This is a genomic window from Methylobacterium cerastii (genome assembly GCF_022179125.1).
In the GTDB taxonomy this organism is placed as follows: Bacteria; Pseudomonadota; Alphaproteobacteria; order Rhizobiales; family Beijerinckiaceae; genus Methylobacterium; species Methylobacterium cerastii.
The window spans coordinates 111,310-132,710 of sequence record NZ_BPQG01000030.1 but is presented as its reverse complement, the minus strand read 5'-3'; the positions used below and the strand labels follow the sequence as shown (position 1 = coordinate 132,710).

The 21,401-nt window shown below is 72.7% G+C and carries 27 protein-coding genes; 9 read left to right on the top strand and 18 right to left on the bottom strand.

The genetic code is table 11. From position 1 onward, the window contains the following. From MFF13_RS10950 to MFF13_RS10940, 3 genes are all read right to left on the bottom strand, one after another. Nucleotides 1-432 (bottom strand): polysaccharide biosynthesis/export family protein (locus MFF13_RS10950; protein ID WP_238272173.1); only part of this gene is annotated, 432 nt, incomplete at its 3' end. A 242-nt stretch (nt 433-674) separates the two neighbouring features. Then, a complete protein-coding gene (locus MFF13_RS10945) occupies nt 675-2,147 on the bottom strand; it encodes an LTA synthase family protein (RefSeq protein ID WP_147828476.1) in 1,473 nt (490 codons plus the stop codon). A 10-nt stretch (nt 2,148-2,157) separates the two neighbouring features. Next, nucleotides 2,158-3,678, bottom strand: a complete 1,521-nt coding sequence (locus MFF13_RS10940; RefSeq protein ID WP_238272172.1) for a capsular polysaccharide export protein, LipB/KpsS family — start codon at nt 3,676-3,678, stop codon at nt 2,158-2,160. A gap of 356 nt (nt 3,679-4,034) precedes the next feature. Between MFF13_RS10940 and MFF13_RS10935 the strand changes: the two genes are divergently transcribed. From MFF13_RS10935 to MFF13_RS10925, 3 genes are read left to right on the top strand one after another with little or no spacing between them, the layout of a single operon-like run. Continuing rightward, nucleotides 4,035-5,342: a capsule polysaccharide biogenesis protein gene (locus MFF13_RS10935; RefSeq protein WP_147828474.1), complete on the top strand. Its 1,308-nt coding sequence runs from the start codon at nt 4,035-4,037 to the stop codon at nt 5,340-5,342. 33 nt (nt 5,343-5,375) lie between these two features. Continuing rightward, the gene (locus tag MFF13_RS10930) at nt 5,376-6,143 is read left to right on the top strand and encodes an SDR family NAD(P)-dependent oxidoreductase (RefSeq protein ID WP_147828473.1); all 768 of its coding nucleotides are present in this window, start codon (nt 5,376-5,378) and stop codon (nt 6,141-6,143) included. After that, entirely contained in the window at nt 6,143-7,003 is an 861-nt protein-coding gene (locus MFF13_RS10925; protein ID WP_238272171.1) for a formyltransferase family protein, read from the top strand. The genes MFF13_RS10930 and MFF13_RS10925 overlap by 1 nt, the downstream gene beginning before the upstream one ends. A gap of 4 nt (nt 7,004-7,007) precedes the next feature. Here the strand turns inward: MFF13_RS10925 and MFF13_RS10920 are convergent, their stop codons facing one another. The 8 genes from MFF13_RS10920 to MFF13_RS10885 all read right to left on the bottom strand — a co-directional run bounded on the left by MFF13_RS10920 (nt 7,008) and on the right by MFF13_RS10885 (nt 12,575). Then, nucleotides 7,008-7,208: a hypothetical protein gene (locus tag MFF13_RS10920; RefSeq protein WP_147753737.1), complete on the bottom strand. Its 201-nt coding sequence runs from the start codon at nt 7,206-7,208 to the stop codon at nt 7,008-7,010. 130 nt (nt 7,209-7,338) lie between these two features. Next, nucleotides 7,339-7,935 carry a glutathione S-transferase gene (locus tag MFF13_RS10915; RefSeq protein ID WP_147828471.1) on the bottom strand — a complete coding sequence of 199 codons (597 nt, stop codon included), beginning with the start codon at nt 7,933-7,935 and terminating at the stop codon, nt 7,339-7,341. Nucleotides 7,936-7,964: 29 nt separating this feature from the next. Continuing rightward, a complete protein-coding gene (locus MFF13_RS10910; protein ID WP_238272170.1) occupies nt 7,965-9,125 on the bottom strand; it encodes an esterase/lipase family protein in 1,161 nt (386 codons plus the stop codon). Nucleotides 9,126-9,255: 130 nt separating this feature from the next. After that, nucleotides 9,256-9,714, bottom strand: a complete 459-nt coding sequence (locus tag MFF13_RS10905; RefSeq protein WP_238272169.1) for a response regulator — start codon at nt 9,712-9,714, stop codon at nt 9,256-9,258. A 219-nt stretch (nt 9,715-9,933) separates the two neighbouring features. Continuing rightward, a complete protein-coding gene (locus MFF13_RS10900) occupies nt 9,934-10,815 on the bottom strand; it encodes a dienelactone hydrolase family protein (RefSeq protein WP_238272168.1) in 882 nt (293 codons plus the stop codon). Between the two features lie 81 nt (nt 10,816-10,896). Then, nucleotides 10,897-11,310 carry a hypothetical protein gene (locus tag MFF13_RS10895; protein WP_187273602.1) on the bottom strand — a complete coding sequence of 138 codons (414 nt, stop codon included), beginning with the start codon at nt 11,308-11,310 and terminating at the stop codon, nt 10,897-10,899. Between the two features lie 150 nt (nt 11,311-11,460). Further along, nucleotides 11,461-11,970 (bottom strand): DUF192 domain-containing protein, encoded by a 510-nt coding sequence (locus tag MFF13_RS10890; protein WP_147828468.1) that lies wholly within the window; start codon nt 11,968-11,970, stop codon nt 11,461-11,463. Beyond that, the gene (locus tag MFF13_RS10885; RefSeq protein WP_238272167.1) at nt 11,970-12,575 is read right to left on the bottom strand and encodes a cold-shock protein; all 606 of its coding nucleotides are present in this window, start codon (nt 12,573-12,575) and stop codon (nt 11,970-11,972) included. Before MFF13_RS10885 ends, MFF13_RS10890 begins: the two co-directional genes overlap by 1 nt. A gap of 375 nt (nt 12,576-12,950) precedes the next feature. On the opposite strand from MFF13_RS10885, the gene MFF13_RS10880 reads away from it, so the two are divergent. Then, nucleotides 12,951-13,967: an acetyltransferase domain-containing protein gene (locus tag MFF13_RS10880; protein ID WP_147828466.1), complete on the top strand. Its 1,017-nt coding sequence runs from the start codon at nt 12,951-12,953 to the stop codon at nt 13,965-13,967. Between the two features lie 22 nt (nt 13,968-13,989). On the opposite strand, the gene efp is transcribed toward MFF13_RS10880, so the two are convergent. After that, on the bottom strand, nt 13,990-14,556 hold the full coding sequence (efp, locus tag MFF13_RS10875) for an elongation factor P (protein ID WP_147753769.1): 567 nt from the start codon (nt 14,554-14,556) through the stop codon (nt 13,990-13,992). A 247-nt stretch (nt 14,557-14,803) separates the two neighbouring features. Between efp and epmA the strand changes: the two genes are divergently transcribed. The 5 genes from epmA to MFF13_RS10850 all read left to right on the top strand — a co-directional run bounded on the left by epmA (nt 14,804) and on the right by MFF13_RS10850 (nt 19,128). Continuing rightward, nucleotides 14,804-15,859, top strand: a complete 1,056-nt coding sequence (gene epmA / locus MFF13_RS10870; RefSeq protein ID WP_238272176.1) for an EF-P lysine aminoacylase EpmA — start codon at nt 14,804-14,806, stop codon at nt 15,857-15,859. After that, nucleotides 15,856-16,911: a lysine-2,3-aminomutase-like protein gene (locus tag MFF13_RS10865; RefSeq protein ID WP_238272166.1), complete on the top strand. Its 1,056-nt coding sequence runs from the start codon at nt 15,856-15,858 to the stop codon at nt 16,909-16,911. The genes epmA and MFF13_RS10865 overlap by 4 nt, the downstream gene beginning before the upstream one ends. 4 nt (nt 16,912-16,915) lie before the next feature. Continuing rightward, the gene (locus tag MFF13_RS10860; protein ID WP_238272165.1) at nt 16,916-17,536 is read left to right on the top strand and encodes a glutathione S-transferase family protein; all 621 of its coding nucleotides are present in this window, start codon (nt 16,916-16,918) and stop codon (nt 17,534-17,536) included. Between the two features lie 98 nt (nt 17,537-17,634). Continuing rightward, nucleotides 17,635-18,279, top strand: a complete 645-nt coding sequence (locus MFF13_RS10855) for an RraA family protein (RefSeq protein ID WP_238272164.1) — start codon at nt 17,635-17,637, stop codon at nt 18,277-18,279. A gap of 27 nt (nt 18,280-18,306) precedes the next feature. Further along, nucleotides 18,307-19,128 (top strand): YdcF family protein, encoded by an 822-nt coding sequence (locus tag MFF13_RS10850; RefSeq protein WP_147828464.1) that lies wholly within the window; start codon nt 18,307-18,309, stop codon nt 19,126-19,128. Here MFF13_RS10850 and MFF13_RS10845 read toward each other — a convergent pair. From MFF13_RS10845 to MFF13_RS10825, 6 genes are all read right to left on the bottom strand, one after another. Beyond that, the gene (locus MFF13_RS10845) at nt 19,101-19,331 is read right to left on the bottom strand and encodes a DUF3253 domain-containing protein (protein ID WP_147753783.1); all 231 of its coding nucleotides are present in this window, start codon (nt 19,329-19,331) and stop codon (nt 19,101-19,103) included. The two genes, MFF13_RS10850 and MFF13_RS10845, sit on opposite strands and share 28 nt — an antisense overlap. A 47-nt stretch (nt 19,332-19,378) precedes the next feature. Then, nucleotides 19,379-20,137 carry a DUF599 domain-containing protein gene (locus MFF13_RS10840; RefSeq protein WP_147753774.1) on the bottom strand — a complete coding sequence of 253 codons (759 nt, stop codon included), beginning with the start codon at nt 20,135-20,137 and terminating at the stop codon, nt 19,379-19,381. Nucleotides 20,138-20,286: 149 nt separating this feature from the next. Further along, complete coding sequence (locus tag MFF13_RS10835; protein WP_147753775.1) at nt 20,287-20,568, bottom strand: acylphosphatase; 282 nt, start codon at nt 20,566-20,568, stop codon at nt 20,287-20,289. After that, entirely contained in the window at nt 20,561-21,010 is a 450-nt protein-coding gene (locus MFF13_RS10830; protein ID WP_147828463.1) for a gamma-glutamylcyclotransferase, read from the bottom strand. The genes MFF13_RS10835 and MFF13_RS10830 overlap by 8 nt, the downstream gene beginning before the upstream one ends. A 37-nt stretch (nt 21,011-21,047) precedes the next feature. Continuing rightward, nucleotides 21,048-21,170: a hypothetical protein gene (locus tag MFF13_RS26370; protein WP_281407948.1), complete on the bottom strand. Its 123-nt coding sequence runs from the start codon at nt 21,168-21,170 to the stop codon at nt 21,048-21,050. Next, the gene (locus tag MFF13_RS10825) at nt 21,167-21,397 is read right to left on the bottom strand and encodes a hypothetical protein (protein WP_147828462.1); all 231 of its coding nucleotides are present in this window, start codon (nt 21,395-21,397) and stop codon (nt 21,167-21,169) included. The genes MFF13_RS26370 and MFF13_RS10825 overlap by 4 nt, the downstream gene beginning before the upstream one ends. Nucleotides 21,398-21,401: the final 4 nt, after the last annotated feature.

The window sequence follows — 21,401 nt, the reverse complement described above, 5'->3', positions numbered from 1 at the left end:
GCGTCCGGCGACGTGGATGCGCCCGGCGTAGGGCACCGAGATCGCGCCGTCGCGGCCGACCGCCTGCTCGGGGATGAGGGCGGACTTCGAGCCGGCGGAGAAGCGGTCGGCGACGAGGGGTCCTGAGAACAGGCCGCCGGAGCCGGCTTCCCAGACCGAGACGGCGACGTAGTCGCCGACGCCGATCACCGGCTCGATCGAGGGGCGCTTGTCGCCGAAGGAGGCGAGCAGGCTGTCGAGGGGGCGTCCGCGCAGGGCCTCGATCACGGCCGGCGTCACGTCGACGAGCTCGTAGCGCGCCAGCAGCCCCTCCGGCGTCGAGACCTCGGCCCCCGCCTCGACGGCCCGCGCCGTCGGACCCGAAGCCGGAAGAACCGAACAGCCGCCGACGAGGCAGGCGGTCAGCGCGAACAGCGCCGTGAAACGAACCATCTTCGAACTCCCGGGGCCGATCCCGCCCCGATGAGGCCGGACACAACCCGCGTATGACCCTGTCGTCTGCGTCGCGAGCCTGTGCGAACCGAGCCCTCGCCGGAGCGCGGGCGGACGGTGCGCGGACCTGGTGGCTCGACGTTGCGCGCCAAAGCCTGCCATCGCTTTAACGATCGCCGGAAGCGCGCGCCCCGGACATCGCCCGGCATTGCGTCACCACCGTGGCACGGCCACGCTTGTTCTCAGGTGTGCGGCGACGGCGCGTCCCGGCCGATTGCCGCCCGCAGGCGGCGGCCGAGGTCGTCCGCGGTGCGATCGACCCGCCGGGGGGCGCCCGCGGCTGCGGGGCCGAACCGGAACAGCGCGTAGTCCGTCGCTCTGTCGCCGAAGCCCGGCCGGCAGGTCGGGAGCGCGGGCGCGTGGTCGCCGTAGACGCAGAGCGTCGCATCGAGCCCCGTCAGCGCCGCCACGAGGTCCTCGACCATCCGCCCGGCGGCGGCGACATGGTGGAGGTACTGCGCCAGCGGGTCGTCGATGCCCGGAAGGCGGCCCGGCTTCCAGGGCCCGTGGTTTTCCATGGTGACGCCGAACAGGAACAGCGGTCCGCGCCGTGCCGCGACCTCGGCGCGCACGCGCGCCCCGAAGGCGGCGTCGCCGACATAGGGGCCGACCCGGGGCGCGTCGGCGAACGCCTCCTCCATCACCAGGGTCTCGAAGCCGAACGCCTCCATCACCCGGGCGCGCTGGAAGAAGTCGCGGTGGAACGGGTGGACGAAGATGGTGGCGTAGCCGTTTCGCCGGGCGGCGCGGGCGAGGCTGTCCGGCTCGTTCCCGCCCGAGGCGAGGTAGGGATCGAACACGCCGAAGCCGAGCTCGCCCGCGGCCCGCCCGGTGAGGACCGCGTGCTCGGTCCGCATGGTGTAGGCGCCGTGCGCGGGCACCCGCAGGCGGCCGTACTCGCTCGCGCGCGCCCGGATCAGGTCCATCGCCGGCAGGTGCGGCCCGCCGAGCCGCTCGGGATCGAGGAAGGATTCGAGCTGGATCACGACCACGACGGCGTCGCCCGGCGCCCGGACGGTCGCCGACGCCGCGACGGAGGCCGGGCGGGCGCGCTCGGCCCGCCACCGCAGCGCGTAGGCGATCAGGCTAGCGGGCAGGCCGAAGCGGGCGAGGTCGCCCTCGACGTCCGGCCGCGGGAAGCGCCGGGCGAGCCGCCGGCCGAGGGGGCCGCGCCCGGCGGCGGCGATCAGCGCGGCGAGGCCGAGCGGAAGCGCGGCGACGGCGGCCACGGCGGCGCCGGCCGAGGCCGGCAGCAGACTCGGCTCGATCCGGTACCACAGCACGATTCCGGCCAGCCCGAGCAGGAGTGGCCCGGCGATCCGCGGGCTGGTGACCGGTGGCACGTAGTAGAGCTGCGGATGGCGCGGCACCTGCGGCAGCAGCGCGAAATCGGAGAACACCAACGGCTCGCCGATCACCGCGCGCTTGAGGCGGCTGACGAGGTGGAGGATCGCCACCGTCAGCACGCAGCTCGACGCGGCCAGCCACGGGCGCCACGAGAACACGAACCAGAACAGCAGGATCAACCCGTAGGCGCAAAGCCGCACCGCGAGGTCGCCGGCTTTTCGGCTCGCGCGCTCCGGCACGTCGCCGAGGCCGAACTCGATCGCCAGGCAGAGGGCGAACGCGGCAACCGTCGCGAAGAGGAAGGACATGGGGGACGCGTCAACCGTGGCCGGGCTTGTCGGGATTCGACGCACCGCCCGATGCGACGCCGCGCCGGGCGCGCAGCGCCCGCACGATCGGGTTCAGCAGGCGGTAGCGGGTCCGCATCAGGGCGCCGCCCAGCCGGCCGAGCGCCAGGGCGCTCGGGGGCGCGGCGGCGCGGGCGGCGCTGAGGCGGTCGAGCAGCTGCTCGGGGCCGCAGGGCTTCATCGCCACCGGGTCGAGGTAGCGCGGATACAGGATCAGCGCGCCGGCGACGAGCTCGTCGAGGGCGAGCGTGCGGCCGCGATCGGTGCCCGGCGCGAGGTCCTCGGTCAGGCCCCAGCCGGCATAGAACGGGCGCCCGTGGGTGGCGACGCTCAGGCCCCGGATCAGCGCCTCGAAGCCTGCGAGCGACGTCATGGTCTCGACGTGGTGCACCCGGTCGAGCAGGTCGACGATGCTCAGGCCCGAGACGATCCGGTCGGCGAGCGCCATCGCCTCGGCCTCGGGGATCGCGCCGGGGCGGAACCCGGCCTCGACGTCGGGGTGCGGCTTGTAGAGCAGGAACGCATCCGGGTTGCGCGCCCGCGCCGCCTGGAGCAGGGCGCGGTTCGAGCGCACGTTGGGCGAGCCGTAGCGGACCGAGGCGTCGTCCTCGACCTGCCCCGGCACCAGCACGATGCGCCGCCCCGCCGGCCAGTCGCCCGCCGCCACCGACAGCCCGACATTGTACTTGCTCAGCCGCCGCGCGACGATCGTCCCGCGCAACGCCTTCGCCCGCGCGACGAGGGCGTGTGGGAATTCGGCCTCGGCCAGGATCCGCGAAAGCCGGCTCTCGCGGCGCGGATCGTAGTAGATGCCGCGATCGTCCACCACGATCGAGGCGCCGGGCTGCAGGCTCGCGCCGAGGCCGACCGAGCGCAGGAAGCCGTCCTCGACCCGCGCGAGCGGAAGGCCCGCCGCCGCGCAGGCGCTCTCCAGGGCCTCCGGAGCGCGGGTCGCCCAGGCGAGCACCTGCCCGTCGTGACGCTTGGCGGCGGCCACCGCGTCGGCGGTGGTCATGGTGTGGATCGGCGCGCCCGCCGGGCCGACGGCGAAGGCGTCGAGCGCCGGCCGCTTCCAGCGCGAGATGCCGACGTAGACGGCGCGCCGCGCGTTCTCGGAAAACCGCGCCCGGAGCCAGGCGACGCGCTCGGCGCAGGCCTCGCGATCGATGGGCGCGCGGGTCCAGGGGTTGAAATGGTGGACGCCCGGCGCCTCGCGCCCGCCGACGGGCGCGCCGGCAAAAGTCAGGGTCAGGCTCGAAAACCCGGTCGCGGCCTGGTCGTAGGGGCTGAGCAGCGGCCCCGGGGCGACCACGAGCACCGGACGCCCGGCCAGCCGCAGCAGCCGCGCGGCCGCGCCGTCGCCCCAGACGACGGCGGCGCTTGCCAGGCCCGGCGCGCCGAAGCGGCTGCCGGTGGCGGCCTCGATCTCGGCGCGCAGCAGCCGGACCGTGGGTCCGACGGCGAAGAGCGAGGCAGGAAGGGTCGGGCGCATCACCACGTCGGTCGAGGGCTCCGGGCCGGCCGGCTGATGGGCATCGGATCGCGCCGGCCGCGACGCGCCCCTGCCCAGGCTCCGCGGGCTTTATCCCACTTCGGCCCCCGCAGGCGAATGCTTCCGCAAAGGGAGTGCGCGATACGCTTGGGGAGCGACACGGCCCGGACATATCGCCGCCGCGATTGACACCTAGCTCGGAGGCGGTTCGCGATCGGACCCGACGCCGTGGCCGGACGGCCACGGTCCGCCGGAATCCGGCGGGACGGCGCGGCTTCGGATTGCCGGGCCGTCTCGACCGTGCAACCCGTGATGGCGGCCCCGTCCCGTCTGCTGAAGGTACAGAGCGCTCCGGAATGCTTCAGCCTCGCCCAGATCCCACCGATGCGAGCCCGGCGACGTTCCTCTTCCTCCAGGGGCTCGCCTCGACCTTCTTCTCCGATCTCGGGAAGGCGCTCGCCGGCCGCGGGCATCGGGTGCGCCGCATCAACTTCTGCCCCGGCGACTGGCTGTTCTGGCGCGGCGACGCCGACCATTACCGCGGCACCCGCCCAGGCTGGGAAGCCTGGCTCGACACCTACGTCGCCACCCACGGCGTCACCGACATCGTCCTGTTCGGCGATTGCCGCCCCTATCACGTCGTCGCCCGCGCGGTCGCGGTCGCACGGGGCCTACGCGTCCACGTGTTCGAGGAGGGCTACATCCGCCCGAACTGGATCACCTGCGAGCTCGGCGGCGTGAACGGATACTCGACCCTGCCGAAGACCGCCGAGACGGTGCGGGCGGTGGCGCGGCGCCTGCCGCAGCCCGGCCGCGCGATGCCCTCCACCGGCGACATGGCGCTCCGCAGCATCTGGGACGTCGGCTACAACGTCGCCAACGTCTGCTTCCCCTACCTCTACCCGCGCTTCCGCAGCCACCGCCCGACGCACATCGCGATGGAATATGCGGGCTGGATCAAGAAGTTCTCCCGCCGCGGCCGCACCCGGCGCGAGGCCGCGCGCTGCAACGAGATCTACAACGCGGTCGGCTGCGACTACTTCCTGCTGCCGCTCCAGCTCGACAGCGACTACCAGATCCGCGTGCACTCCCCCTTCCTCGGGGTCGAAGGCTTCATGGACCGGGTGATCAAGTCCTTCGCAGAGGCCTCGGAGGCGCCGAGCCGCCTCCTGGTCAAGCTCCACCCCCTCGATGCCGGCCTGATCAACTGGCGCAAGTTCGCCCGCGCCTCGGCGCGCCGCCACGGCGTGAGCGAGCGCCTCGACTTCATCGACGGCGGCGACCTGCCCAGCCTGATCGCCGGCGCCCGCGGCGTGGTGATCGTCAACAGCACCGTCGGGATGCTCTCGCTCGAGATGGGCCGGCCGACCATGGCGCTCGGCACCGCGATCTACAACATGCCCGGCCTCACCCATCAGGGCGACATCGACGGCTTCTGGACCGCGCCGACCGCGCCGGACCTCGGCCTGATGGCCGATTTCCGCCGCGTCGTGCTGCACCGGACGCAGGTGAACGGCGGCTACTTCTCCAAATCCGCCATCGCGCGGGCCGTCGCCGCCACCGTGCCGCGGATGGAGGCGGCGCTCCCAGACGCCCTCGTCGCCGTCGCCCGAACGATCCGCGAGGGCGAGGCCGGGACCGGCCGCCTCGCCGAGGTGTATTGATCCGGCCGACCGGCGTGCGGTAGCACCCGGACCATGCCCCACATCCTGATCACCGGCGCATCGAGCGGCATCGGCGCGGCTTTGGCCCGTCGCTACGCCCGGCCCGGAAACCGCCTCACCCTCAACGCCCGCGATCCCGGCCGCCTCGACGCGGTGGCCGCCGAATGCCGCGCGCGCGGGGCGGAGTCGACGACCGTGCCCCTGGACCTGCGCGACCGCGAGGCGGTCCGCGCCTGGATCCGAGCGCTCGACGCGGACTGCCCGATCGACCTCGTGATCGCCAACGCGGGCGTCAACGGCGGGCACCCGACCGGCGCGGTCGAGAGCGAGGACGTCGCCTTCGAGACCCTCGACATCAACCTCGTCGGCTGCCTCAACGTCGTCCTGCCTTGCGTGACCGCCATGGCGGCGCGGGGACAGGGCCAGATCGGGCTGATCTCCTCGCTCGCTGCCTACGCGCCGCTGGCCGACGCCCCCTCCTACAGCGGCACCAAGGCGGCGCTGGTGGCTCACGGCCAGGCCTTGCGCGCCAAGCTGGCGCCGACGGGCGTGCGGGTGAACGTGGTGATGCCGGGCTACGTGAAGACGCCGATGGGCGGGCAGCTCAAGGGCTGGCGTCCGCTGGAGATGAGCCCCGACCAGGCCGCCGAGCGCATCGCCCGCGGGCTGGCGCGCAACCAGGAGATCGTCACCTTCCCGAGCGTGCTGTTCCACCTCGCCCGCGCCGGCCTCGTCGCGCCGGAATTCCTGCGCACCGCCGCCATGCGGGCCTTCCGCTTCCAGCTGCGTCCGCGCCGCTGATGCGCAAGCCCAGGATCGCGCTCTTCGCCCTCGAAGCGCTGCCGAACGCGCGCGCCGTGCGCCGGTTCGTCGCCGACCATGCCGGCGAGATCGCCTTCGTCGGCCTGTCGAACGCCGAGCGGCCCTCGACGGGAGGCCTCGTCGGCCAGGTCCGGCGCCACCTCGCCCGCTCCGGGCCGGCCTTCCTGCCGTACCTGGCGGTGAACTTCGGCCTGCCGGACCTGCTCCGGCTCGTCGCCCCGCTGACGCAGCGGATCGCCGGGACCACCGGTACGCCCGAGGCGACGCCGCTGGCGACCCTGTGCCGGCAGCGCGATATCCCGACGCTGACGGTGGACGACGTCAACGGACCCGAGGTCGCCGACCTGTTGCGGCTTCACGCGCCGGACCTGATCGTCACCTTCCACTTCGACCAGATCCTCTCGGGCGCGACGATCGCGGCCGCGCGGCTCGGCGGCCTCAACGTCCATCCCGGCCTGCTGCCGCACCATCGCGGGCCGGTGCCGACGATCCACGCGCTGGCCGAGGGGCCGGATGCCTTCGGCGTGTCGATCCACCGGCTGGCCGTGGTGATCGATGCCGGGGCGATCCTGGAACAGGCGCAGGTGGCGCTGCCTGCGGACGTGACCGCGACCCGTGCCGCGGTGCTCCTGCACGAGCACGGCCGGCTCCTGCTCGACGGGGTGCTGGACGTGGTCGCTCGCGACGGCGCTGTGCCGGAGGGCCGCACCGTGCCGGTCCTGCCCTACTGCCCGTTTCCCGATGCCGGCTTCCTCAAGGCGATGCGCCGCAAGCGGCGCTACCTCACGGATGTCGGCGACCTGCGCGAGGCCCTGAGCCTGTCGGCCCGCGGCGCCTGAGGGGCTACGGGTGGCGGCGGGTCGGCGCACGCCGGTAGGCGACGCGGGCGAGCACCAGGGCGCCGCCGACCTGCAGGAGACCGTTCTCCGCAAGCTCCGACGGCGCAATGTGCCACTGGAGCACCAGGCGCGTCAGCGCGTTCAGTGCCATAAGCGCGAGGCAGAAGGCGGCGGCGGCAAGCAGCGCGGCGACGAAATCGGGCATGGCTCGGCATCCCACTCTCGGAGGATGCCGTACGCCGCAAGAACCGCGCCGGAGGGGCGTGCGGGCGTGTACTGCCGAACCTGAGTGATCCCTTCGCGGCGACGGGTCCGGCCTTCGCTCGCGCGCCGGATCAGGCCGTCGCGCGCATCGAGGCCCGCTCGCTGAAATCCGCGAGCCAGGCGGCGAGGTTCGGCCGGCCTTCGCGCCAGCCGAGGTCGGCGAAGCGCAGGTCGAGGTAGCCGAGGGCGCAGGCGAGCGCGATGGTGCCGACGTCGACGCCGCCGAGCGCGCCGACCTGCGTCTCGAACCAGTCGAGCGCGCTGGCGATCTTGGCGCCCTGCCCGTCCATCCAGGCCTGCGAGCGCTCGGACTCGGCGCGCGCCGTCAGCTCGTAGCGGATCAGCAGGGCGGCATCGAGCACCGCGTCGGCGGTCGACTGCAGGTTCAGCGCCGCCCAGCGGGCCGCGCCCGGTGCCGGAAACAGCTGCCCGCCGGCCAGCGCGTCGAGGTACTCGCAGATCACCCGGCTGTCGGCGATCGCTTCGCCGCCGTCGAGGATCAGGGTCGGGACCTGCGCCAGCGGATGCGCGGCGAGCACCTGCCCGTCCCGCGTCACCGGGTGGACGGCGCTCGGAAGCCGCTCGATGCGCTCGGCCAATCCGAGCTCGTGGGCCGTCACCATCACCTTGCGGACGAAGGGCGAGGTCGGCGAGTGGAACAGCTTCATCGAAGGTCTCGCGGAGGCAGGCGGCGCGATCAGCGCCGCGCGGCGGGTTTCACGGAGCTCGCGTTCGTGGCCGCAGGGGGCGGGCTCACGCGCGGGGTCTCGACGAACAGGCGCTTCACCGGCCAGCCGTCGGCCCATCGCTCCATGTCGCCGAAGCGCGGATTGGTCTTCAGGCCGGTGAAGTCCTGGCCTGCGAAGGCGGCGGTGGCGGCGAGGTCGAAGGTCTTCCAGAACGCGAGATAGTCGAGGGTGTCGGCCCGCGCGTTGTTGATCTGCGCCACGAGCGTCTGCTGCTCGCCAGAGAGCGACATGTCCGCCGACCACTTGAACGGCGGCGGCTTGGTGTCCTTCGGGTCGGCCGGCAGCTTGATCGCGGTGCCGTCGAAGGCGGCGTCGAGCCCGGCGGGCGCCGCGAGCGTCGCGGTGAGCGCGGGGAAGCCGTGGTCGTCGGAGAGCGCGCGCATGAACAGCTTGCGCTCGATCGGCACCGCGCTCGCCTCGCGCAGGAGCCGGCGGGCCGCGAGGTCGGCCGCGCGGGCGTCGCGGTCGCCGATCATGGTGACGAGCAGCGTCTGGGGCGCGATCCTGGTGAGGTCGCCGAGCACGACGCCGCGCGATTTCGGCCCGCTGGCGATGCCGCCCGGCATCACGCCGAACACCAGCTTCGGCGCGGGCAGGCCCTGGTCCCTCGCATCCGCCGCGATGTCCATGGCGAGCGGGACTCCGGCGAGATGGCCGATGAGCGCGACCTTCGTTAGGTCGGGCTTGGCGTCCGCGTCCGCGGAGAGCGCGTCGAGCGCGACCTTGAGGGCGCCCTCGGCGTTCGCGACCGCGTCGGCCGGGCGGGTTCGGTTCACCTCCTGGAAGCGCGGGAACAGGACGACCCAGCCGTTACGGGCGAGGTGGTCGATCCAGGCGCCGTAGCTCTGCGGGTTGGTGGCGCCCCAGCCATGTAGGAACACAACGACCGGCCGGCCCTCGGCTGGGGCCGCGCCCACCGCATGGAAGACGAAGGTCGAGGCGCCGGTCCGGCCGACGGCGCGCTTGACGATCGTGAGCTTGCGGTCGCCGACGCCGCCCGGGCCGTCGTTCGGCTGCGCCGGCGGCGCGGCCGCGGCGGCGGGCGAGGCCGCGACGAGGAGGGCGAATAGGCCCGCGGCCAACGGACCGCGACGGGCTTTCAGGAACATGGACGGCTCGATCGCTTCGAGGATTGCGGCGGTCCGCTCGCGGGACTGCATAGCAGATTCGGCGCAGGCGACGAGGCGCCGACGTTCACACGGCGGCCCGTCCACCGGGCGGGGCTGCCCATTGCGGGGCTCAGGGTTCGGGCGAATGTGGGATCAGCGTCCCGCCGGGGCCGATCACCGAGGGGCCCGAGCCCGACCCGGCGGGCCGCCCCGCCGCCTGCTCGACCCAGGCCAGGATGTCCTCGGCCCGCCACGGTTTCGGGATGAAGGTCGCCGAGACCCGCAGGTCGCTCGGCTGGTCGCCGGCGTCGCCCGAAGTGAGGAGCACCCGCACCCGCGGCCAAGTGACGCCGATGATCCGAGCCAACTCAAAACCGCCGATCGGCCCGGGCGTGCGCACGTCCGAGAACACGACGCTGACCTCGTCGCCGCGATCGTTCAGGATGGCGAGCGCCCCCTCGGCGGTCTCCGCCTCGATCACGGTGAAGCCGGACTCCTCCAGGAGGGTGGCGGCGAGGAAGCGCTCGTCCGGCTGATCCTCCACGACGAGGATCACGGGCTTCCGTCCAGGCGAAGTCACGTCGGTCATGGCCGGACACTCTAGGCGGGCCGGATGGTCGGCCCCTCGGATCGGTCGGTCATCGCCATCGTCGATGCGCACGGCAGGCCGATCCGTGCGTGCACGGGCCGCCACGGCGCATCCTGGCATAAACCGGTCCGGCCCACCGTGTCGGATAGGGCACACAGCCGTGAAGGACGGGCCGGAGACCTCCGTGAGCGCTGGTCGCGGCGCCCCGACCCGGCGGCTTCAGCCGACGCCGTTCGCCTTCAAGAACGCGAGGGCGCGACGCCAGCCGTCCTCCGCGGCGTCCTTGCGGTAGCTCGGCCGGTAGTCGGCGTGGAAGCCGTGCGGGGCGTCCGGGTAGACGACGAGTTCCACGCGCTTGCCGGCGGTGTTCGCTGCGTCGCGCGCGGCTTCGGCCGAGGCGACCGGGATGCCGGTGTCGCCGCCCCCGTAGAGGCCGAGCAGCGGCGCGTTCAACGCGGCGGCGACCGAGCCGGCGCTGCGCGGCTGGATGTCGGTGGGGTCGCCGCCGAGCGGGCCGTACCAGGCCACGGCCGCCTTCAGATCGCGGCGGTGGGCGTCGTAGAGCCAGGCGGCGCGGCCGCCGCGGCACCAGCCCATCACCCCGAGGCGGGCCCCGTCGCCCTTGGCGGCGGAGGTCGCCCAGGCGACCGTGGCGTCGAGGTCGCCGATCCACTGAGCGTCCGGCGTCTTCGAGATCACGTCGCGGATGATGAGCTTGGGATCGGTCATCTGCGACAGGTCGCCCTGGCGGGCATAGAGTTCCGGCGCCACGGCGCAGTAGCCGGCCTTGGCCAGGCGCCGGCAGATGTCCTTGATGTATTCGTGGACGCCGAAGATCTCCTCGACCACAAGAACCAGGGGGAACGGCCCCGGCCCCTCGGGCACGGCGCGGTAACCGGGCATCGGCCCGTCGGCCGCCGGTATCTGCACCTCGCCCGCCTCGATCCCGGCGGCGTCGGTGTGGACGACCTGCGCCTCCACCGGCGTCACCGCGAGCGTGAAACCGCTGATCAGGCTCGTCATCACGAAGCCCCGGCGCGACAGGGGCGGGACGATCAACCCGTCGAGACCCGCGTTGCCGTCTACGTCGCCGTCCGTCATGCCGTGCTCCTCGAACCCTCAAACGAGCGCATCATGTCGCCGGCCTCGGGTCAACCGTGGGGCGCCGTCAGGACGGGACGCTCAGGCGCCGGCGGACATCCGCGCCGAACGCCGCGCCGGCACCGGCACCGGCCGCGGCGCGGGCTGCGGTCGCAGCAGGTCGGCGAGTGCGACGAACCCGTCCGTCTCTTGAGCCTGCCCGGCGCGGAAGCCGAAGCCGAGGGCGAAGGCCTGGCCGAGGCCGGCGTCGCGGGCGATGCCGAACCGGTCGAGCGCGGTCAGGAACGCCTCGCGGAACAGGCTCGGCCGGCACCAGCTCTTCTCGGCCATCTGCAGCGGCCAGTCCCAAAGGCCCTCGGCGCGCCGGGCGCCGAGCACGTCGCGGCCGATGAAGTAGCCGGTCGTGCGGTGCTCGAGGCCTTCGCCCGACAGCGTCCAGTCGGCGTTACGGAACAGGACGGCCTTGGCGCACGGGGCGATAGCTGCGTCGATCATCGGGATCCTCGCCACCTTCGCGGGAGAGGCGCGACGATCGCGCGCCCGTTCCGCGTGGAACATACGAAGAACACTGATCCGCAACGGAACGGGCGTCAAGCGCGATGTTCTCGATGCGTTCATATTTTCGGAGCGCGTCGGCGCTCTGGCTCAGCGGCCGTGGAACAGAGGGTGCTCGACGCGGTCGCCGGCCTTGATCCCGAGACGGGCGGCGGTCCCGGCGTTGAGCTCCAGCACCGACAGCACCGGCTCGGGCGAGGCGACGATGGCGGTGGAGAGCGGTTCGGTGTCGGCCGCGACCCGGGCGATGGTGCCGTCGGCGCGGATGAACACCATATCGAGCGGCAGGTAGGTGTTCTTCATCCACATCGCGACCGGCTCGGACCGCTCGAAATCGAACAGCATGCCGTGGTTCGGCGCCATGGTGCGGCGGAACATCAAGCCGCGGGTGCGCCCGGCGTCGTCGCGCATCACCTCGACGTCGAAGCGGTGGGTGCCGTCCTTCGAACGGATGCTGAGCGGCTCGGTCTGAGCCTTGGCCTGCTGCGCGCCTTGAGCTGAGGCCGGAGCCATGGCCGGTAGGAGCGCGGGCATGCCGAGAAGCCCGAGGGCGAGGCCGCCGGCGAGGAGGTTTCGAACGCGAGACAAGCGGAGCACCATCAATGCGAGGACGGGACGGCTCCGTCGGGCAGCCGGACCTCGGCGGCCATCACGCCCTTGGAGCCGTCGCCGTATCGCACGAGCACCGTCTCGCCGGGCTTCAATTCGGCGATACCGTAGCGCCGCAGGGTCTCCATGTGGACGAAGATGTCAGGCGTGCCGTCGCCCCGCGTCAGGAATCCGAAGCCGCGCAGGCGGTTGAACCACTTCACCACGGCGGTCTCGAGCCCGCTCGTCGGCGTCACGCTGACATGGGTCCGCGGCATCGGCAGCTCGGACGGGTGGGTCGCCGAGGACTGGTCGAGCGACAGCACGCGGAAGGCCTGCCAGCCGCGGGCGCGCTCGGTCGCCTCGACCACGATGCGGGCGCCCTCGCTCGCGTTCTGGTGCCCGTCGCGGCGCAGGCAGGTGACGTGGAGCAGCACGTCCGGCATGCCGTCGTCCGGGACGATGAAGCCGAACCCCTTGGCGACGTCGAACCACTTGATCCGGCCCGAGACCTCGACGAGGTCGAGGGGCTCGTCGACCTCGCCCTGCGGCGAGGTGCCGATGCCCACCCCGTCCGTCCGTGCGCTCGCCGGCCCTGATCCGAACCCGTCAGACATGTCGATAAGCAACCTACACCGAATCGCGACGTGCGTTTCGGCCTCAGGATTAACGAAGTCTTGAGGCGGCGAAAGCCTCTTTGCCCGGCAGCCCTGCTGCGTCCGGTTGCAGCGGCCGGGGAATCGGCGCGATTTTCCAAGGTTTTGCGGCGGTCCGGCGCGTCGGCGTTCGGCCCAAGTCCGTGTCGGGACTCACGCTTTTGCGCCGGCCTGCCGATGGCGAAGGCCCTCGGTGAAGACAACCGAGCGCGGTCACATTCTCGTGATTGTTGCTGCGTTGCGGCAGGGCTGGGATGAGTGGCCGAGGCCTGGTCCCGCGCAGGAATTTCGACGCCGGCCATGGCCGCGCCCGGCGAATGATGCTTAGGGCCCGGCATGCGATCCGATCCCCCGCTTGCCCCCGTCCCGGCCTCTTCACCGGACGCGCCGACATCCGCGCCCGGCCGCATCCCCGCGATCGACGCGGCGCGCGCGGCCGCGCTCGCAGCGATGGCCGCCTACCACCTGACCTGGGACCTCGGCTACCTCCGCCTCACGCCTGAGAACGCAGCGCTGTCGCCCGCCGGGCGGATCGCGGCGCACGTCATCGCCGGCTCGTTCCTGGTGCTGGTCGGGGTCGGCCTCGTGCTGATGAACGGGCGCGGCGTGCGGTTGCGGCCGACCCTGCTGCGGCTGCTGCGGGTCGGCGGGGCCGCGATCCTGATCACGGTCGCGACATACTTCGCCTTTCCCGACAGCTTCATCTTCTTCGGCATCCTGCACTGCATCGCGGCGTCGAGCGTGCTGGCGCTGCCGTTCCTGTTCGTGCCGGCGATCGTGACGGCCCTGGCCGGCGCCCTGGTCGTGGCGCTGCCACACCTCGCGGCGCACCCGGCCCTCGACGCGCCCGCGCTGTTCTTCCTCGGCCTCGGCCGGCTGACGCCGCAGACCAACGACTACGTGCCGCTGTTCCCCTGGTTCGGGATCGTGCTGTTCGGCGTGGCCCTCGGGCGGATCGCCCTGCCCCGGTTCGCGCGCTCGCGGCCCGGGCTCTGGCGGCCGCGCAGCCGGGGCGCGCGGGCGGCGGCCTTCGCCGGGCGCCACAGCCTGACGATCTATCTCCTACACCAGCCGCTGCTTCTGGGTGCGCTGACCGGCCTCGTCGCGGTGACCGGGCCGCATCCCCGTGCCGGTTTGGCGAAGTTCCGGGCGGACTACGTCGAGACCTGCACCCGCACCGGCGGCGAGCCGGCTTCGTGCCGGATCGCGGCCCGCTGCACCGGCGACGCCCTGCGTAAGGAAGGCCTGTGGTCGGTGGAGGGCCGCGGCTTCACCGCGCCCGAGCGGGTGCGGGCGCAGGGCCTCTCGCAACGCTGCTACGAGGCCTCCGAGGGCACGGCGCCGGCGCCGTAGATCGCTCGAAGGCCGAGGTCTGTCAGTCCTTGGCGCGCTCGACGTAGGCGCCGTCGGCGGTCATCACCACGATGCGGGTGCCGGTGGCGATGTGCGGCGGCACGGTGGTGCGGACGCCGTTCGAGAGGGTGGCCGGCTTGTAGGAGGAGGAGGCGGTCTGCCCCTTCATCGCCGGCTCGGTCTCGGCCACTTCGAGGACCACGCGCTGCGGCAGCTCGATCGTCAGCGCCACGTTGTTGTATTGCGAGACCATCACGGCCATACCCTCCTGCAGGTAGGGGGCGGCGTCGCCGACCACGTCGGGCGGAACCTGGATCTGCTCGTAGCTCTCGGGGTTCATGAAGTGGAACCCTTCGCCGTCGCTGTAGAGGAAGGTGTGCTCCTTGTCCTCGACGAAGGCGCGCTCGACCTGCTCGGTGGTGCGGTAGCGCTCGGACACCTTCACGCCGTCGGTGATGCGGCGCATGTCGAGCTGCGTCACCGGGGTGCCCTTGCCGGGATGGATGTTCTCCGCGAACAGGATCACGTAGAGCTTGCCGTCCTTCTCGACGACGTTGCCCTTGCGGAGGGTAGAAGCGATCACCTTCACGGGGTCAGGTCCTGCGTTGACAAGGCGGGGTTCGCGCGCCTAGCGCGGTGCCCCGCGGGAGAGGCATATCCCTCGAGAGCGATATCGGGCTCCGGCACTATCCTATCCGCGGCCCGGTTGCCAGCCGCGCCAGTATCGGTCCGCCGGGAGCGCGCGTGTTCGAAGCCGGAAACGTCCGATCCGCCGATCCAAGGTCCGCTCGGTGCAGGGCCTCTCTGTGCAGGGCCTCTCTGTGCAGGGCTGCCCGGTGACGAACGCCCCCTCCCCCTGGTGGGCGCCGCACCGGCACGCCGACCGGCGCCCGCTGCTGCTGCTGCGCAACCGCATCGCCCATGCGTTCCGCGGCCACTTCGCGGCGCGCGACTTCGTCGAGGTCGAAGCCGCCTGCCTCCAGGTCTCGCCCGGCAACGAGGCGCACCTCTCCGCCTTCGCCACCGAGGCGATCGGCGGCGACGGCTTGCGTGCGCCGCTCTACCTCCACACCTCGCCAGAATTCGCCTGCAAGAAGCTGCTGGCGGCCGGTGAATCGCGGCTGTTCAGCCTCGGCCACGTCTTCCGCAACCGCGAGCGCGGGCCGCTGCACCATCCCGAGTTCACGATGCTCGAATGGTATCGGGCGGCCGAGCCCTACGCCGTGCTGATGGCCGACTGCGCCGACCTCCTGCGGCTCGCGGCCGAGACCGCCGGGACGGCGCGGCTGCGCCATCGCGACCGGACCTGCGATCCCTTCGCCGAGCCCGAGCGGCTGACGCTGGCCGAGGCCTTCGACCGGCATGCGGGGATCGACCTTCTCGCGACGGTGTCCCCTGACGACGCGACCGATCGCGAAGGGCTCGCGGCGGCCGTCGCGCGGGCGGGCCTTCGCGTCGCGGACGACGACACCTGGGCCGACCTGTTCAGCCGCGTGCTCGTGGCGCGGATCGAGCCGCATCTTGGCCAAGGGTGCCCGACCATCCTGTGCGAGTACCCGGTCAGCGAGGCGGCGTTGGCGCGGCCGAGCGCTGACGACCCGCGGGTGTCGGAGCGTTTCGAGCTCTATGCCTGCGGCGTCGAGCTCGCCAACGCCTTCGGCGAGCTGACCGACGCCGCCGAGCAGGGCCGGCGCTTTTCCGCCGAGATGGCGGAGAAAGAGCGCGTCTACGGCGAGACCTACCCGATCGACGCCGACTTCCTCGCGGCGGTGGCCGTCATGCCGGAGGCGTCCGGCTGCGCGCTCGGCTTCGACCGCCTGGTGATGCTGGCCGCCGGCGCGCCGCATATCGAGGACGTGATCTGGACGCCCGTGGCGGGCGGGACGCGATGAACCGCCCGCTTCGCAGCCCGGACGACCTCGCCGCGGCGGGGCTGGTCTCCCCGGCCGAGCTGCCGGCCCTGCGGGCGGTGGCCGCGCGCTACGCCGTGTCGATCACGCCGGACATGGCCGAGCTGATCGACCCGTCCGATCCGCACGACCCGATCGCCCGCCAGTTCGTGCCCCGCGCCGAAGAGGTCGTGACGGCGCCCGAGGAGCGGGCCGACCCGATCGGCGACGCGGTCCACGAGAAGCTGCCCGGCCTCGTCCACCGCTACCCGGACCGGGTGCTTCTGAAGCCGCTCCACGTCTGCCCGGTCTATTGCCGCTTCTGCTTCCGCCGCGAGGTGGTCGGGCCGGAGGGCGCGGGCACGCTGAGCGAGGCCGAGCTGGACGCGGCGCTGGCCTACATCGCAGCCGACCCGGCGATCTGGGAGGTCGTGCTCACCGGCGGAGACCCGTTCGCGCTCTCGCCGCGGCGCCTCGCCGACATCGCGCGGCGCCTAGGCGCCATCCCGCACGTCAAGGTCCTGCGCGTTCACACGCGGGTGCCGGTGGTGAGCCCCGCCCTGGTGACGGACACCCTCGTCGCGGCGCTGAAAGGATTCGGCCGGGCGGTGTTCGTGGCCCTGCACGCCAACCACTCCCGCGAGTTCGGCGCCGAGGCGCAGGCCGCCTGCGCGCGGCTGGTCGACGCCGGCATCCCGATGGTGAGCCAGACGGTGCTGCTGGCCGGCATCAACGACGACGCCACGGTGCTGGAGGCGCTGATGCGGGCCTTCGTCGAGAACCGGATCAAGCCGTACTACCTGCACCATGGCGACCTCGCGCCCGGCACCGCCCACCTGCGCACCGGCCTCGACGCCGGGCAGGCGCTGATGCGCACGCTCCGCGGCCGGCTCTCGGGGCTGGCCCAGCCGACCTACGTCCTCGACATCCCCGGAGGCCACGGCAAGGTGCCGGTCGGCCCGGGCTACGTCGCGGCGGATCGCGGCGGCACCCGGGTCACCGATCCGAACGGCGGCGTGCACGCCTACCCCCCGAAGATGAGCGAGCGGGACTAAGCCGATGCGCAGGCTCTGGGGGCGGGCGAACTCCGTCAACGTGCAGAAGGCCCTGTGGGGCCTCGACGAATCCGGCCTGGCTTACGAGCGGGTCGAGGCCGGCGGTGCGCACGGCGTGGTCGCGGACCCCGCCTACCGGGCGATGAACCCGAACGGCCTGGTGCCGGTGCTGCAGGAGGACGGTTTCGCGCTCTGGGAGTCGAACGCGATCCTGCGCTACCTCGCCGACGGGGCGGAGGGCGCGTTGCGCCTGCCCGACGACCGGCGCGAGCGGGCGCAGGTCCAGCAATGGCTCGACTGGCAGGCGACGAGCTTCACCCCGGCGATGCGCGACGCCTTCTGGCAGCTCTACCGTGCGACGCCGGAGACCCGCGACCACGCGCTGATCGCCGATTCGCTAGAATGGTCGGAGGCGCTCGCCGCGATCCTCGACCGGCATCTGGCCGGCCGCGCCTTCGTCGTCGGCGCGCGCTTCTCGATCGCCGACATCGCGCTGGGCTGCGCCGCCCACCGCTGGCTCGCCCTGCCGGCCGAGCGCGTCGAGCGGCCGGAGATCCGGCGCTGGTACGATGCGCTCGCGCAGCGCCCCGCCGCCGCCCGGATCTTCGCTGCGCCGATCAGCTGACGTTCGAACCTCCTCGCCGACCCGCCTTGCCCGCGCACCCGCGCGACCCAGTTTGAGCCACGCGGGCGCCATGCGGCCCGCCCGGAGATTGCACCTCGATGGCCCTCCATCCGACCCTGCGCGACGCCCTCTCCGCGGTCACCGTGGCGAGCCTCGCCCGCGCCCTGGCGCGCCGCGGCGTGCCGGCCTGCTCGCTCTCCGGCCTCGCCGGCTCCGGCCGCGCCGTCGGGCCGGCCGTGACGCTGCGGATGATCCCGTCGCGGGGCGCGGTCTCGCACTCGCTCGCGCAAGCCGTCGAAGCGGTGCCCGAGGGCGCCGTCGTGGTGGTCGACACCGGCCGTTCCGGGCTCGCCCTCCCCTTCGGCGCGATCCTGGCCGCGCGGCTCGCCGCCCGCGGCGCCGCCGGCCTCGTCACCGACGGCGCGCTTGCGGCCGAAAGCGGGCTTGCGGTCTGGGACGCGGCGACGGCGCCGGCCGAGGGCGCGCTGCAGCTCGCGGGCTCGGGCGAGCCGGTCTCCTGCGCCGGCGCCGCGGTGCATCCCGGCGACGTCGTCGTCGGCGGGCCGGACGGCGTGGTGGTGATCCCGGCCGACATCGCCGAGGCGGTGGCCCTGGAGGCCGTCGAGCAGCAGCGCCTCGACCTCTGGCTCACCCGCGAGGCGGAGAAGGGCGCGAGCCTCGCCACCCTGCTGCCGCCGGACGCCGCGACCCTGGCCCGCTACGAGGCCGAGACGAAGGCCTGAGGGCCGACGCCCGCCGGACCCGCGCCGATGTTCTTTCCGCTCTCGAAGGTGATCTTCTTCCTGATCACCCCCTCGAACCTGTTTTGCCTCGTCGGGCTCGCCGGCGTCGCGCTGACGCTTGCGACCGCGCGGCGGCGCCTCGGCGGCACCTTGAGCGCGTTCGGCCTCTTCGGCCTGCTCGCGGGCGGACTCTCGCCGCTCTCGGCCTGGGCGGTGCTGCCGCTGGAACAGCGCTTCCCGGCCTTCGCCGACGACCGGCCGCCCGATGGGATCATCGTGCTCGGCGGCGGGATCGAGGCCGGCCTGTCTTCGGGGCGCAACCAGGTCGTCGTCAACGATGCCGGCGAGCGGCCGGTCTACATGGCCGACCTCGCGCGGCGCTATCCGCAGGCGCGGCTGATGTTCTCCGGCGGCAGCGGCAGCCTCGTCGACGGGGCGATCGCCGAGGCCGACATCGTCAGCCGAGACGCCGACACCCTCGGCCTGCCGCGCACCCGGCTGATCCTGGAGAACCGGTCGCGCAACACCCGCGAGAACGCGCTGTTCTCCGCCGCCATGGCCCAGCCGAAGCCGGGCGAGCGCTGGCTGCTGGTCACCTCCGCCTTCCACATGCCGCGGGCGATCGGGTGCTTCCGCGCGGCGGGCTTCGACGTCGTCGCCTTCCCCGTGGACTACCGTACCCGCGGCCCGCGCGACGCGTTGCGCTTCGGCAGCTTCGCCTCGGAGGGGCTGCTGGTGCTCGACCTCGCGGTGAAGGAATGGATCGGCCTCGCGGTCTACCGGCTGGCCGGCTACACCGACGCGCTGCTGCCTGGGCCGGATCAGGCTTCGGGCAGCGACAGCCGGTAGATGCCGCGGAAGTCGTCCGGGTCGGCGGGCTTGCCCTTGCGCAGGATCGCGAGGCGGCCGGCCTTGGTCAGGCGCACGGCGATGCGCCGCACCGGCTGCATCAGCGGGCTCCACTGGTCCGGGTTCGGACCGGCCAGCGCGCGGGCGACCTCGGACGGGCAGATCGTCTTGCCGGGACCGCGCTCGGCGACGAGGCGCAGCATCGTCTCCTCGATCGCGGCTTCGCTGCGGGTTCCGGTGCGGTCGTCGCTCACGGCGGGGATCCTTGGCGTTTCGGGTCGTCGTCGGCGAGCAGGATCGTGCGGATCTCGGAGACGAACTGGCGCCGCCACATCACGAGCACGACCCCCGTCGTGGAGGCGACGAGGAAGTAGGGGCTGACGAACCAGCCGAGATAGGCCAGCGCAAAGAAGAACGCACGCTGCCCGCGGGCGAAGTGGCTGCCGGCCGCGGTGTTCATCGCCGCCACCCGGCGCGCGGCGCGCAGCATCTCCGCCTCGCCCGCGCCCGAGCCCTTGGGCGGCACCGTGCCGAGCAGGATCGCGCTGTAGTTGAACAGCCGGTAGGCCCAGGCGAACTTGAAGAAAGCATACACGAACACGACGGCGAGGCCCGCGACCTTGATCTCCCAGGTCGTGCGCGTGGCGATCGTGCCGAAGGGCAGCGTGCCGAACAGGTTGAGCACGTCGTCGCCGGAGCGCGACAGGGTCAGGACGCCGCCGAGCGCGATCAGCGAGGTCGAGGCGAAGAAGGCGGTGCCGTTCTGCAGCGAGGCGTTGATCGTGGTGTCGACCACGCGGTTGTCCCGGACGATGAGCTGGCGCGCCCACTCCTCGCGCTGCGCGTTCATGATCTGGCTCAGCGACACCATCCGGCCGCGCAGGCGCCCGACGGAGAGGCCGTACCCGACCCAGGCCAGCACGAAGTAGATCAGCGCGCCGAGGTCGATCGGCGAGAAGGCGGCAGGCAGGTAGGCCGAGAGCAGCGAGGCGGAAGGCAGGTCGGTCATCGTCCCGGGGAGCGTCGGCTCGAGCTTCGCCGACGGCCAGGCAGGCGCGCCTGCCGCAGGGCCAAGCGATGGCTACCCTGGACCGGCCCGCGCTGTCGAGGCGCGCGAGAGCGGGCCGTCCATGCGCGCTCGGTCCATCCGCGGACGTCTCAGCGTCGGATGGCGAACCCGGCGACATCGGGCTCCGGCTCCGCCGCCTGCGTTTCGACCCGCTCGACATGCGCACCCGGCGGCCCCGCCCGGCAGGCCTGCACCATCGCGTCGACTGCGGCCGCCGCCCCGGTGAAGGTGGCCTCGACCGCGCCGTCCGCGCGGTTGCGCACGTGCCCCGACAGGCCGCGCGCCTCGGCCTCGCGCTGGGTCCAGGCGCGATAGCCGACGCCTTGCACCCGGCCGACGATCACGACGGCGACGCTTCTGCTCTCATCCATGGCCGGACAACCCGGTCGGACGCCCGCGGCGCCAGCCGCGCAGCTCGCGCAGGTAGGCTGGCGGCAGCTGCGCCGCCTCGCCCGCCGCAAGCACCGCTTCGAGGTAGCCCGGCTTCGGCACGCCGTAGGCGGTGGAACGGCCGAGATAGATCAAGACGCGCTTGACCCCGCCCGGGGTCGCGACAGGCTGCGCCGCCTTGACGTAGAGGCCGCCGGCGACGCCCTCGTAGCGGTCGAGCGCCGGCACGTCGGCGAGCGCCAGCTCCCACAGCACGCCCCAGACCGTGTGGCGCCCGTCGCGCACCACCGAGGCGTAGCCCTCGCGCATGACGATGAAGCGGTGGCGGTGCAGCCGGCCCTGCCCGATCAGCCGCGAGGCCGGGCAGCGGGCGGCCATGGCGGCGGCGTCCATGTTCGCGCCGTAGGCGAAGTAGAGGGGCATTCCTATTCCGGCCCCCGACCGGAAAATGGACGACTGGCTACTTGCCGGATTTCTGGTCGTCGCGGCGGATAGCCCATTCGTTGGCACGCATCGCGAGGTAGGCCACCATCAGCATGGTGGCCGGAATCACGAAAATCACGAAAATCTCGCCGGAGTTCATGGTTTGAGGCTCCGTAGAACGCGTCTTGCGATCCAATGTATGCCGAAACCGGTGCAAAGCCAGACGGCCGCGAAGAACACGGTGACGCCGGTCGGTTTCGGAGCATTCGCGATACCGAAGCTGACAGCCGTCACCGGCGTGACGACGCCGATGATGATGAACGCCGCGGCGATGGTGTTGAGCCCGGTGGCGAGCAGTTTGGTCTGCTCGTTGTGGATCAGGCTCATTCCG

Coding starts and splice junctions, on each gene's coding strand:
- MFF13_RS10835 (WP_147753775.1), bottom strand. CDS start 20,568: ATGGATGAGAGCAGAAGCGTCGCCGTCGTGATCGTCGGCCGGGTGCAA.
- MFF13_RS10920 (WP_147753737.1), bottom strand. CDS start 7,208: ATGCCCGATTTCGTCGCCGCGCTGCTTGCCGCCGCCGCCTTCTGCCTC.
- MFF13_RS10925 (WP_238272171.1), top strand. CDS start 6,143: ATGCGCAAGCCCAGGATCGCGCTCTTCGCCCTCGAAGCGCTGCCGAAC.
- MFF13_RS10930 (WP_147828473.1), top strand. CDS start 5,376: ATGCCCCACATCCTGATCACCGGCGCATCGAGCGGCATCGGCGCGGCT.
- MFF13_RS10840 (WP_147753774.1), bottom strand. CDS start 20,137: ATGACCGACCTGCCTTCCGCCTCGCTGCTCTCGGCCTACCTGCCTGCC.
- MFF13_RS10940 (WP_238272172.1), bottom strand. CDS start 3,678: ATGCGCCCGACCCTTCCTGCCTCGCTCTTCGCCGTCGGACCCACGGTC.
- MFF13_RS10825 (WP_147828462.1), bottom strand. CDS start 21,397: ATGAGCCTGATCCACAACGAGCAGACCAAACTGCTCGCCACCGGGCTC.
- MFF13_RS26370 (WP_281407948.1), bottom strand. CDS start 21,170: ATGAACTCCGGCGAGATTTTCGTGATTTTCGTGATTCCGGCCACCATG.
- MFF13_RS10945 (WP_147828476.1), bottom strand. CDS start 2,147: ATGTCCTTCCTCTTCGCGACGGTTGCCGCGTTCGCCCTCTGCCTGGCG.
- MFF13_RS10830 (WP_147828463.1), bottom strand. CDS start 21,010: ATGCCCCTCTACTTCGCCTACGGCGCGAACATGGACGCCGCCGCCATG.
- MFF13_RS10905 (WP_238272169.1), bottom strand. CDS start 9,714: ATGACCGACGTGACTTCGCCTGGACGGAAGCCCGTGATCCTCGTCGTG.
- MFF13_RS10865 (WP_238272166.1), top strand. CDS start 15,856: ATGAACCGCCCGCTTCGCAGCCCGGACGACCTCGCCGCGGCGGGGCTG.
- MFF13_RS10915 (WP_147828471.1), bottom strand. CDS start 7,935: ATGAAGCTGTTCCACTCGCCGACCTCGCCCTTCGTCCGCAAGGTGATG.
- MFF13_RS10845 (WP_147753783.1), bottom strand. CDS start 19,331: ATGCTGCGCCTCGTCGCCGAGCGCGGTCCCGGCAAGACGATCTGCCCG.
- MFF13_RS10855 (WP_238272164.1), top strand. CDS start 17,635: ATGGCCCTCCATCCGACCCTGCGCGACGCCCTCTCCGCGGTCACCGTG.
- MFF13_RS10890 (WP_147828468.1), bottom strand. CDS start 11,970: ATGGTGCTCCGCTTGTCTCGCGTTCGAAACCTCCTCGCCGGCGGCCTC.
- MFF13_RS10895 (WP_187273602.1), bottom strand. CDS start 11,310: ATGATCGACGCAGCTATCGCCCCGTGCGCCAAGGCCGTCCTGTTCCGT.
- MFF13_RS10880 (WP_147828466.1), top strand. CDS start 12,951: ATGCGATCCGATCCCCCGCTTGCCCCCGTCCCGGCCTCTTCACCGGAC.
- MFF13_RS10900 (WP_238272168.1), bottom strand. CDS start 10,815: ATGACGGACGGCGACGTAGACGGCAACGCGGGTCTCGACGGGTTGATC.
- MFF13_RS10910 (WP_238272170.1), bottom strand. CDS start 9,125: ATGTTCCTGAAAGCCCGTCGCGGTCCGTTGGCCGCGGGCCTATTCGCC.
- MFF13_RS10860 (WP_238272165.1), top strand. CDS start 16,916: ATGCGCAGGCTCTGGGGGCGGGCGAACTCCGTCAACGTGCAGAAGGCC.
- MFF13_RS10885 (WP_238272167.1), bottom strand. CDS start 12,575: ATGTCTGACGGGTTCGGATCAGGGCCGGCGAGCGCACGGACGGACGGG.
- MFF13_RS10850 (WP_147828464.1), top strand. CDS start 18,307: ATGTTCTTTCCGCTCTCGAAGGTGATCTTCTTCCTGATCACCCCCTCG.
- MFF13_RS10935 (WP_147828474.1), top strand. CDS start 4,035: ATGCTTCAGCCTCGCCCAGATCCCACCGATGCGAGCCCGGCGACGTTC.